The 11,502-nt window shown below is 58.6% G+C and carries 8 protein-coding genes; 1 reads left to right on the top strand and 7 read right to left on the bottom strand.

Going from position 1 to position 11,502, the window contains the following annotated elements; translation table 11 throughout:
- Nucleotides 1–17 precede the first annotated feature (17 nt).
- The 5 genes from G9Q73_RS02065 to G9Q73_RS02045 form a co-directional block, all read right to left on the bottom strand.
- A complete protein-coding gene (locus G9Q73_RS02065; protein ID WP_246344918.1) occupies nucleotides 18–893 on the bottom strand; it encodes a multiheme c-type cytochrome in 876 nt (291 codons plus the stop codon).
- A complete protein-coding gene (locus G9Q73_RS02060) occupies nucleotides 886–1,494 on the bottom strand; it encodes a hypothetical protein (protein WP_246344916.1) in 609 nt (202 codons plus the stop codon). Before G9Q73_RS02060 ends, G9Q73_RS02065 begins: the two co-directional genes overlap by 8 nt.
- Nucleotides 1,491–3,827 (bottom strand): FAD-dependent oxidoreductase, encoded by a 2,337-nt coding sequence (locus tag G9Q73_RS02055; RefSeq protein WP_177418273.1) that lies wholly within the window; start codon nucleotides 3,825–3,827, stop codon nucleotides 1,491–1,493. The genes G9Q73_RS02060 and G9Q73_RS02055 overlap by 4 nt, the downstream gene beginning before the upstream one ends.
- A 105-nt stretch (nucleotides 3,828–3,932) precedes the next feature.
- Nucleotides 3,933–4,217 carry a DsrE/DsrF/TusD sulfur relay family protein gene (locus tag G9Q73_RS02050; RefSeq protein WP_177418272.1) on the bottom strand — a complete coding sequence of 95 codons (285 nt, stop codon included), beginning with the start codon at nucleotides 4,215–4,217 and terminating at the stop codon, nucleotides 3,933–3,935.
- 91 nt (nucleotides 4,218–4,308) lie between these two features.
- Nucleotides 4,309–5,172: a sterol desaturase family protein gene (locus G9Q73_RS02045; protein WP_177418271.1), complete on the bottom strand. Its 864-nt coding sequence runs from the start codon at nucleotides 5,170–5,172 to the stop codon at nucleotides 4,309–4,311.
- 93 nt (nucleotides 5,173–5,265) lie between these two features.
- Between G9Q73_RS02045 and G9Q73_RS02040 the strand changes: the two genes are divergently transcribed.
- Entirely contained in the window at nucleotides 5,266–5,934 is a 669-nt protein-coding gene (locus G9Q73_RS02040) for an ArsR/SmtB family transcription factor (RefSeq protein ID WP_177418270.1), read from the top strand.
- Between the two features lie 19 nt (nucleotides 5,935–5,953).
- Here the strand turns inward: G9Q73_RS02040 and G9Q73_RS02035 are convergent, their stop codons facing one another.
- A complete protein-coding gene (locus G9Q73_RS02035; RefSeq protein WP_177418269.1) occupies nucleotides 5,954–9,715 on the bottom strand; it encodes a translocation/assembly module TamB domain-containing protein in 3,762 nt (1,253 codons plus the stop codon).
- Nucleotides 9,712–11,445 carry an autotransporter assembly complex protein TamA gene (locus G9Q73_RS02030; RefSeq protein ID WP_177418268.1) on the bottom strand — a complete coding sequence of 578 codons (1,734 nt, stop codon included), beginning with the start codon at nucleotides 11,443–11,445 and terminating at the stop codon, nucleotides 9,712–9,714. Before G9Q73_RS02030 ends, G9Q73_RS02035 begins: the two co-directional genes overlap by 4 nt.
- Nucleotides 11,446–11,502 lie beyond the last annotated feature (57 nt).

Raw genomic sequence — 11,502 nt, 5'->3', positions numbered from 1 at the left:
AAGTATACTTCGTTCAGTTACGTATTGCTCTTTCCTCTTCGGTAGCAATCGCTGCAAGTTTGACCATTTCTTGCGCAGCACCTGAGTTTTTGGAGGTATGGTGATCTCCCACAGGCCGAACTTCCACAGGGACTTCTCGGCAACCTGATGGCGTCCGTTGTCCATGGCAGTAAAACTGGAGTGGGTGCTGTGATACCCTTGGTCAGTGGTTTGGACCAGTCCCAACTGTCTCCTTCGGCCAGGTAGAGTTTGCCGTGGGCGGAGGCGAAGTAGGTTTCATCATCGGGATGCGGCGGCCCTGAGTGGCAGGTGATACAGGCTTCAGGACGGCGTGCCTCCGCGGCATTGAAACGGTGTCGGCTATGGCAGGAGTCGCACTTGGTGGCCACCGAATGGCACTGGACACAGGATTGGACCTCGGCCTTGGGTTTGTCCACGAAGTGCTTGGCATCCACTGCCCGTTCCATCGCCAGGACATGGCTGGGAAAACCGTAGCGGGCCTCATCCCTGAATTCGTCGTGCTGTTTTGCGTGGCAATTGCCACACACATCAGGAGTGGGTAGGCGTAACTGCTGATGGTCATTGCCGTGACAGTCGTTGCAATAGACCGTTTCCTCGCCCTGAGCATGGCGGCTGGCACGCCAGTCGTTGACTATGCCGGGGGTGATCCCCTCATGGCACTGGACACACTGTTTGCCTGTGAAAATGCCCTGGACCGAATCTGGTGACTGGTAGAAGTTTTCCGGGTCCCAATAGCCCTGTACCGGATCGGGTGACCAGTAACGGGAGTAGAGACCGGTGCCGGCTCCCCCTTTGCTCCAGTGCACATAGGCAAAGCCTGCAGAAAGGGCCAGCAGGGCGATTACCAGCGGGATGATGATTCGATTACGCATGGTGACTATGCCTCCACCAGCGGAACAGACCTACCCCCATCAGCAACAGGAAAGGAGCCAGAACCCAAAGGCGCGTTAGCCAGTGGTCGTTCTCTCCAGGGGTCGGAGTCAAACCGCGTGAAGATGCAGGGTTGATGTGACTATCGTGAGCGGTTTGACTCCGACCCCGCTCGTCCAAACCGCGCAAAGCATGCTGGGAGTAGTGACGGGGGTCGAGCGGTTTGACTCCGACCCCATCAATCGCATGGCGCTCCAGATAGACCAGCAAACGTTCCTGTTCCTCTCTCTGCATGATCTCCACCCGGCCCATCAATCCGCCGAAACGGTGCGAAACATCCATCAGCAGAAACATCTTGGGTGTTACCTCGCGCCACTCGCCAGCCGTGTGGCGATCAGGTCCTGGCAGGTTATGGCATTGGGTGCAGTATTGATGCAGCAACGCTGCCCCAGGCGATTGTGGATCGGGGAGTGATTCGGCAGTAAGGCCGGGCGGCAGTTTGTCTTTGTGTATCTCGCACAGATCTATACCCGCCGATGGATGGCTGGCTGCGACTGGCTGCGGCAGACAAAAGATCATAAGCAGAAGAATGATCCGCTTCATGCCTGCCGCCGAATGCGTTGCAACGGACTGAAACTGGTCAGTATGCCCTCAGCCGCAGTGAGACCAGTGGCCATGGCGTTGACCGCCAGATTGGGGCCCAGGATATTATCGCCACCCGCCCAGATTCTGGCGTGACTGGTGCGGCCCTGGGCATCGACACGGATACGCCCGTCTGGCTCGGTGATAATGCCAAAGCTCCCAAGCCAGACTGGTGGGTCGGCGAGTTGGCCAAGGGCGAGAATGATGCGGTCGGCGCCAACGACTGCCGTTCCCTCCGGCGTTCCGAAGCGCATCCCATGAACCTTGAACGCACCTTCACATTCGAGTGGGATGTGTTGGAACAGGAATCTGGCTCCCTCCTCGCGGGCCAGTTTGACCTCCTTGGGCGAGGCGCGCAGGCACTCCTCCGGGCCGCGATAGGCAACGCTTACCTCTGCCCCCAGGCGCAGTGCGGAACGGGCGCAGTCCATCGCCGTATCACCGCCGCCGATAACCAATACCCGTTGGCCGGTCAATGATTCTCTCTCGCCGGCATTGATTCTATCCAGCCAGCCAAGCGCCTGCTCAACGCCGCTGAGAGTCTCTCCAGGCAACTCGATGGAGCGTAGTTTCTGCGCGCCCAGTCCAAGAAAGATGGCGTCATTCTGCTCAAGTAAACGAGACAACATGACACCGTTCACCGCCATGCCGAGAGTGAAGCGGATGCCAGCCTCTTCCAGCAGGGTCTGTCGTCGCGCCAGCAGAGCCTTGTCCAGCTTGAATGATGGAACACCCGTTTGCAGCAGGCCGCCGATCTTGTTTGATCGATCATAAACGGTGACCTCCACGCCAGTCCGGTTCAGGCGTTCCGCACAGCTCAGACCCGCCGGACCGGCGCCGATGATCGCCACCTTGCGTCCTGTTCGGTGCGCCGGTTCGAGCGGTCGCCAGCCTGCATCCAATGCCCGTTCGGCCAGGGTTCGTTCGACTGCGCCGATGGTGACAGCCCCTTCCATCTGGTTGCGGGTGCAGGCACCTTCGCAGAGACGGTGTTGAGGACAGATGCTGCCGCATACCTCGGGCAGTGGTGAGGTCGCATGGGCCAGATCTCCAGCAGTTTTCCAATCTCCACGGGCGGCAGCCTCCAGCCAGTCGGGGATGAAATTACCCAGCGGGCAGGCATTGCGGCAGCCGGGAACACCGCAATCGAGGCAGCGTTCTGCCTGGCGTTTCAGGTCGTCAGAAGAGAGCAATTCTTCCGCTTGATTCCAGTCGCTCAGGCGTTCTGTCACCGGTCGGTGAACGGCTTCAGTCCGAGGGGTCGGGAGCTGTGGTTTTCGCTTCAGCAGATGGCTGGCATCCTGCCGCAGAGCGAGCCGAAACAGGTTGCGTACATCGTGAATCGCCAGCGCATCGGTGGGGCAGGAGATGATGCAGCGGGCGCAGCCCATGCAGTCCTCTATACCAGTGACCTCACCAGTTGATTTTCCCTGCCGCCACACAGGGATGCCCATGTCGCAGGCCTGCTCACAGCGTTGGCAGTCGATGCACCGCTCCGTGTCCATCTCGATGCCATAGAAACCGGCGTGATTAAGCAGCCCAAAGGTGGCGCCGAAGGGACAGAGGTAACGGCAGTAGAAACGATTGCCGGTGATCGGGGTGATGAAGAAGGTGCCGAAATAGGTGAGTCCCACCACCATCGCGAACATGCCGACCAGGGTTGCGGTCCAGGCATTGGGTGGGAATTGGGTGGCTACCATCACCCCCACGTACCAGACGAAGAAAAACCACTTGGTATGGCGCAGCCGCCAGGCCCAATCGCTGCGCAGTGAGAAACGGCGGAAGGGAAAGCCCACGGTCTCGCGCACGCCCACACAGGGGCAGCCGAAGCCGCAGATGATGCGCCGCCCGAAGAGGAAGACCAGTATCAGTGTGAGAAGGAAGGTGAGGGTGCCCGGTGTGTGCAGGGCGGGGAACACCGGTTGGCTCCAGACGTAACCGGCATAAGGCTCGAACATCGGTATCAACCAGGGGATCAGCCACCAGAATCCGGTCACCACCGTCACCAGAATGATCAGACGTTTGCGGGTATAGGGGTTCTGTTCAGCGCGGATACGCCAGAGGCCAAAGGCAAGGATAATGGCATATTCGGTATAGCGGTTGAGCCAGATAGGGCTCTCGAAAAGATAGAGCCAGGACTCATTGAGCCAGCCGACGAAGGCCAGAGTGAAGGCGGCCATGGAGAGCGTCATCACCCACCAGCGATAGCGCCCCGGCAGGGTGTCCTGGTGTGCCGCGCCGTTGGGGCGGGCGTTGTAGGTCAGAGGGGATTCTTGTCGGCTGACTGGATTCATGGGTAGACAATGCGTATATACAGAGTGCAGCGGCCACCCGGTGGCTGTTTGGTTATCATGGACATGATGTTTTCTCCTCTCAATGCGGTTGCCTGGAACGCACCGTCAAATCATCTCCGGGCATAATGCCTTCCGGCTGCACTCCGGCCAGTTTGTTGCCAAGAATGGATGAGAGATTACGAATTTACGTATGATGGATTTGAGCATCAGTTCGATGTTGTAGAATCCCTGAGGTACCTTCTGTCCACGTTTTGCACAGACCACCGCATCGGCCAGCAGAAACAGCGTGACCTTCGCATCTGCCTTGCTCAGTGCCTTGGCCAGGCGCAGACCGTTATAGCTGCGTTCAGTGCCGTAGGGTGGGTCGTTCAATATGATCAGGGTGTTCATGATTGGCTCCTTATCAGACTTCGACTGTAGTTTGTACAGGCAGGGCTTCCTTGATCCATTGCGTCATTCCGCCAACAGCCGGCACAGCCCTTTAGTTTTCATCGTGACTGCTCCATTCACGGCGGTTGATGGCGTAACCACTGATCTTGCCGACAAAAGGCAGCGCCAGCATACCGGGCAACTGATTGACCTGTTGCGGATCGCGGTATTTGTGGATGCCGATGGTCATGCCTTCGTGACCGCCTCTGGGTTGATCCCGATAGGTGCCAAACAGCCGATCCCACCAGGGCAGGCTGAAACCGAAGTTGCTGTTTGCCTCATCGTCCTCCACCGAATGGTGTACGCGGTGCATATCAGGCGTGACCAGGAACCAGCGCACTACCCGGTCCAGACTTATTGGCAGTCGGACATTGCTGTGGTTGAACATGGCAGTGGCATTCAGCACCACCTCGAAGATCACCACAGCCACCACGGGTGGACCCAGCAGCAGAATGGTGGTGAACTTGATCAGCATGGAGAGGATGATCTCCAGGGTATGGAAGCGCGCGCCGGTGGTGACGTCGTAGTCCAGATCGGCGTGATGTACCCGGTGCAGGCGCCAAAGAACAGGTATCGCGTGGACCATTACATGTTGTAGATAGATCACCAGATCCATCGCGATCACCGCAATGATGGCCGATAGAACGAAGGGTACTTCATAGAAGTTGAACAGCCCCCAGCCTTGCTCTTGAGCAAAGGCGGCAACTCCCACCGCAGCTGCCGGAAAGAGCAGCCGCAGCACAATGCTGTTGAGAAACACCAGTCCCAGATTATTGGCCCAGCGAATACCCTTGGGGACGGTGAGGGTGCGGGCGGGTGAGAGGATCTCCCACCCTGCCATAATGGCAAAGATGCCGAAGAAAAAACTCAGGCGAATGGGCAACTCATTGCCCAGAATCCAGTCGTGCCAGTTCATGATCCACTATCCTCCACTCTCTTGTCTGCTATACTTTTTAATTATCATTAATTCAATAGATCTCTTGAATAATTGAAGTATAGTTGAGTTGATATGTCAACAGGTCATTTTAAACACGATCTTTTCAGCCAGTTTGCCCGTGTCGCCAAGGCGCTGAGCAATGGCTACCGGTTGGAACTGTTGGAGTTTCTGGCCCAGGGCGAGCGTAGCGTGGATGCCTTGGCCCAGGTCTCAGGTCTGACTGTGGCCAATACCTCCCAACATCTGCAGCAGCTCAGGCAGACTGGATTGGTCATTAACCGCAAAGCGGGTCACAAGGTCTACTACCGGTTGAGTGGTATGGATGTCTCGGCCCTGCTTGGCTCGCTAAGAGAAGTGGCGGAGCGCCATCTGGCTGACGTGGATCGTCTTGTCGATGACTATCTCAAGGTCAAGGACAGTCTGGAACCTATTCCGGCGGCGCAATTGCTGGAGAGGGTCAGGGATGGTCTGGTGACTGTGCTGGATGTGCGTCCACCGGAGGAGTATGCAGCGGGACACCTGCCGGGCGCGATCAATATTCCGCTGGCAGAATTGGAAAAGCAGCTGGATGCACTGGATCCTTCCCAAGAGGTTGTTGCCTACTGCCGTGGACCGCATTGCGTACTGGCATTCGATGCCGTTGCGAAGCTGCGGGAGAGAGGCGTTAAAGCCAGACGTCTGGATGGTGGTCTGCCGGAGTGGCGCATGGAGGGTTTTCCGGTGGAGTCCAGCTCAACATAGGAAAGATATTGGCCCTGGTTTAACGCTCAATGGTGTAGAACAGATCCACTCCCTGTGAACGACCGGTTTCAGTTTGAATCTGCAGTTTGTCGGTGAGGTCGTAGCGCAGCCGCAGCTTGGTCTCACGGGTGGCGAGTTCGTTGACGTATTGCACATACAGGCGTGGAGACAGATAGGTGCCTGCCACTACGGAAGCTTCGGCCAGGCTGTTACCCGCTTCTATTCGCAGCTCTTCCAATCCCAGCTGACGGCCCGCTTCGGTAGCGAGGCTGCCCACGCCTGCCGCCTGTAGTGCCGCGACTATGTTCATATCTCCACTGGATTCGCCCGGTGGATGCCCGGTGAGAAGATAGGAGACGATTTCGCTCTGGGTCATGGTCGGGGTGGAGTAGAGTGAAAGCTTGGGCGTCTTCAGGGTGCCGCTCACCCGCAGGCCGGCGGTTACCTCGCCAGCTTCGCGCACCGCCTGAACATCCAGGCCCGGATTGTCCACCGGGCTGTCGGCGAACAGGGCGTAACCGCGTTCTATTTTGAGATCCTGACCGTAGGCGCGATAGGTACCGTTCGTCACTCCCACTCTGCCGCGGCCAATGACTGGCCGACCCGGTTCATCGATCAGCAGCAGGTTGCCGGTGAGATCAGCACGCAGGCCAAAGCCCTCGAAACTGACCCTGTCGCCAAAGATGATGCGCAGCCTGGAGTGGAAGTCCGGATCATCCTGCTCCTGCTGCGGTGCGTCACGACCCACAATCACCAGATCCGGGGTATCAGAAACCGTGGAGGCGGGCAGTTCCCGTGGACGGATACGGCCGTAGGGGATGTGAATCTCGCCGTCCAGCTCGGAGCGTTTGCTGCTGTGCAGGATCAGCAGATCCGGTGACACGTGCATCTCCGCTTCCGGGATGTTCACCACCACCCAATCCTTTCCCTGTATCTTGAGGCGGGTGGGATAGCCCTCGGCCGGTTCGATGCGGGTCTCACCCTCCAGCGTCAGAATACCGCTGCCGGAACTGACTTTGCCTTGCAGCAGCAGCCGGTCCAGCGTAGGCGCATTGATGTTGACGCCAATATCGCGCAGCTCCAACCCCAGTTCAGGGATGTCGATGGCACCCTCCTTCAGCGCTGCTTGACCCTTGAATTCGGGCTTGCCCACAAGGCCGGAAAGGGTGAAATTCACATCGATGAAGCCTGCCACATTTTGTAATTGCGGCGCTGCCACTGAGGCCAGACCCAGGTCGTTGATGCGTGCCTTCAGGTGACCCGCCAGGGGTTGTTTGTCCAGGTCCATGTTTGCGGCATTCAGCCCTGGCAGATGGATCTCCCCATCGATCTCTCCCAGATCGGCCAGAGGTATAGTGATTTCAGCATGGGCACCCTTGGCATCCAGCTTCCCCTGTAGATGGCCACCGGAGAAATCCACTTGGCGGGGTTCACCATTCAGTTCGAAAACCAGCTCTCCCTTGGGCAGCTTGATATCGGCATGGCCGAGGATTGTCCCCTCGGGATCGGTGTGAAAGTCTGCTGCCAGGTCGCTGTGCCCCGTGAGTGCCAGCTCCGGTGGCAGCCACTGCTGGAAGAAGGCGAGGGGAAAGGCCGGGGCGTTCAGTTTTGCCTTCCAGCCATGATCCGCATTTCCATCGAAGTCAGCGCACAGACGTCCTTCGCCAGCAGTCAGACACAGATCCTGCACCTGCTGGGTTTTGGCTGCCAGAGTAAAGGCGGTGGGGCGCTCCAGATCCCAGCGGCCGACTTCAGGCAAGGTGAGAGCCAGTGTCTGCAGATGTCCGCTCCAGCGGTTGTGTTCATCCAGCCCGGCATCAATGGCCAGTTGTGCTGCCGGTGCCTGCTGACTGTCCAGGATCAGTTCGATGTGGTGTGCGGCGCGCGACCCTTTGGCACTCAATAACAATTGTTGCCACTGCAGGGCGCCTGACTTCAGGCCATGGGCTGCCAGATCCAGGTCCACTTGCTGGCTGCGACTCAGGTCCAGTGCCACCTGTACCTGAAGTTCTGACACCTCATGGGCCTTGAAACCGATAGCCTTGCCGCTGATGTCGGCGTGAATTTGCGGTGCCTCCCGGCTGCCGCTCAGGCGGCCTTCGCCCTGAAGGGAACCGGTCAGGCCGGGCCACAGGCTGGCCAGGTCGTCGGCCTGCAGACTCCACTCCAGATTCAGCGTGTTACCGGCAGTACCATCGATGTGGACCACGCTGCTGCCTGAGATCAGCGCCAGGCTGTCGATTTGTAACGCCTCAGCGGCGAGTTTCAGGTCGCCTGTGGCTTTGATCGGATAGTCACGCAGCTCACCATCCAGCCGTGCCAGTCTCATTTCAACCTGGGGGCCGTCCTCCAACAGTTGGCCTCGGCTAGTCAGATCCAGTGCCAGCTTGCCGGGAAAGTCGGGGTGGAACAGTCCAGGATTGATGCCGGTCCCGGTAAGACTCAGATCCCAGGCTGGCTGTGGCGCCCAGTCGGCCCGGCCGGAAGCGTCGATCTCCCCTTCGGGCAGGAGGATGTGCAGCGACTCAAAGTCCAGACCATCGGTATTGCCATTGCCGGATGCTTCCAGCGCGAGTGCCGGCTGATCCGGGATGCGCACGTCAAGGCTGAGTTGGTAATGGTAGTTCGTTGGCTGACCGTTAATTTTCAATCGGCCCTGATTGCTGCGACCCTGGATCGTCTCTCCAGCCAGGGGCCAGCGCAGGTCGCTCCAGGAGAGGTCGGCATCGAACACGCCTTGGGCGCCGTCGACAGTGTAGCGTCCGCGGCCTTCGATCTTTGCGCCAGTGGGGGTGGTGATTTGCAGGTGGTCGGCAATCAGACTGCCCGCTTCATAGGTAAGGGCCAACGCCGTGTTCAGTTCGCCCAGGGAGCGCTCGGTCAGTTTCAGGTTGCCGTCAACTTTGATCGTATCAGGGCTGCCGGTAGTGTGGAGTCGTCCGTTGATTCTGGCGGGAAAACCGGCGACGAAGGCACCGAGATTCGTGCCATTCAGCGCCAGTTTGGCATCCCAGTGAGGTGCTGTTTCCAACTCATACAGGGTGGCGTTCAGGGAAGTGGACAGAGGGGGGGGCAGGGTCTGATCGAGCTTGAGTTCGGTCAGGTTGCCGGTGACGCGGCCCTGCCCTGACAGTCCGGGACCCTCCGGCAGCTGATAACGCCACTGCAACTGCAATTCCAGGGGCAGTGTTGGAATCAGGCGCACATTTCCGTTGATCACCACTTGAGCGCCAAGGGCAGTGGCGTCCAGATGGTTGATTTTCAGTGTATCACCGGAAGTTTGGGCAGCCAGGCTGATCTGTTCGATGACGAAAGGTTCGGCAGCCGTGGTCTGAATGAGATGAAAGTCGGTTATCTCTACCGATTTCAAAACCAGCTCAAGGGGTAGGGCGAAGCCGGGAAAGGGCTCGGCTGGGGTGTCGTCCGAAGCGGTTTGTGGCAATGTCAGACGGCTCTGGTGCAGTTCCAGGGAGAGGATCTGCAGGCGTCGTTGCAATAGAGCGACGGGCTGCCAGTCCAGGTTCAGATGGCTGATCTCCAGCAACAGATCGCCATCACGATAGCTGAGTCCTGTGAGGTGGAGCGGGCCTGTGAGGCGTCCCTTGAGACTGTCTGCCTGCAACTCACCTGGCGCCATATCCCTGGCCAGATCGAACAGCCAACGGGTGCCGCTTTCGCTGTGCGCAACAAAGCCCAGTCCCAGAATGAGGCAGATAGAGGCCAGCAGGAGGGTGTTGATCAGGGTTGCCAGACCGCGCAGGATGAGAAGGCGCCAGCTCATAACTCGGGGCCGATGACGATGTGCAGACGCACTGAGGGTTCGTCCCGGCTCAGGGCGCTGGCCAGATCCACCCGAATGGGTCCCACCGGTGAGTGCCAGCGTACGCCGAAACCGACGCTGTATTCGATGTCGGTAGTGTAATCCGGGTCGAAGGCGTTGCCTGCATCGGCGAATACAGCGGCACTCCACTTTTCCGTAAGCAGACGTTCCAGTTCTATACTGCCCACAGCCAGAAAACGTCCGCCGATAACCGCGCCAGTCGAGTCCTGGGGGCCGATCTCCTCCCAGCCAAAACCGCGCACACTGTTGTCTCCGCCGGCGAAGAAACGTTTGGAAGCGGGCAGTTCCATCAGACTTTGCGCCAGGGTGGCACCCAGTTCCATCCGGGTGAGGATACGCCAGTTGCCGTCGCCGAGTCCTCGGATGAGCTTGTTGTTGGTATGGGCCTGGAGGTAGCTGGTGCTGGAGAGCAGTTGATCAGCGGCTCCCTCGAAACGCAGGTTGATCCTGTGGCCGCGCTGAATGTAGTAAAGACCATCACTGCGCAGCTGCGACCAGCTCACGTAAGGCACCAGCAGTAGAGCGTTGTCGTCCTGTGCACCCACCTCAAAGTCTTCGTAGGAGTAGTCAATGCCGATGGTGCGACGCCAGTGATTCTCCAGACCCACTGAACGGGCGCTATTGAGCAGCAGACGTTCACCGCGGCGGGTGTCGGTGTCAAAACGGTCGCCCTGGGCCGAGAATGAGAGGGAGTCCTTCGATGGGCGCTCCAGTGGGACGGTGTACTCTGTCTTTAGCGAGCTGTGAGGGGCCGACAGGCGCAGTTCGCTGAGCATGCGGTGGCCGTTGCGGCCGAGCAGACGACGCTTCCAGTCCAGGGTGACGCGTGGCCCTGTGTCGGTGGTGAAGCCGAGTCCGATGCGGTAGCGGTTCGGTTTGTTGGGCGTCAGTACCACTTCGGTGGGTACTTGACCGTCTACCGCCTCATCGCGCAGAGTGCGAACCTCCACGTGGCTGAAGTACTCGCTATCGATAAGGTTGGATTGCAGAGTCAGCAACTGTTCGTGGCTGAACGGGTCGCCGGGACGGAAGCGCAGGTAGCGCGCAAGGAACTCGGGATCCAGTATGTCCTGAACGAAGCGCACCTCGCCAAACCGGTAGCGTGGGCCGCTCGCCAGTTCCAGGCGGATCTCGGCTTGGTATCTGTCCAGGTCCACCCGTACTTCATGGATGCTGTAGCTGGCGTCCAGATAACCGGCCTCGATGGCATCGGATAGCAGTTGCTGCTTAAGCACCTTGTAGCGGGTCTGATCCAGAAAGTCGTTCTCGTGCAGGTTGAGTCCCATGAGTCCCATGGAAAATCGGGTATCGTCCATGCCTGGACCTGTGACATTGAACTCGACTTTTGCCAGTTTTATCCGGGGGCCTGGCTGGATTTGGTAGAGGGCTTGAAAACCTGCCTCATGCTGTTCCAGCCGGGATTCGATTTTGGGTTTGAAGTAGCCGAAGGGTTGCAGTGCCCGACGAATCTCCGTCGGCGCCTCCCTGTGTAGCAGACGTAAACGGCCCTCGGTCAGTCTCTTCCGCGTCTTCTCTTGCTCCAGAGAGAGGAAAGCGCGCACATTGGTCTCCTGCTCGCTGTCCAGTCCTTCGATCTGCACCGTTATGTCCAAAGCATGCGCGGCAGCAGTGGCCAGTAGCAGGCAGGTGACTACAACAAATCGCCGCATCGGCTTCCATATGATCAAATATCAGTAACCCATGACTCGGTTATCCAAAATTGCGAT

This window comes from endosymbiont of Lamellibrachia barhami (assembly GCF_011947365.2).
Taxonomy (GTDB): domain Bacteria; phylum Pseudomonadota; class Gammaproteobacteria; order Chromatiales; family Chromatiaceae; genus QGON01.
Note: the sequence above shows the minus strand (reverse complement) of the source record. Positions and strands in the feature narration are given on the sequence as shown.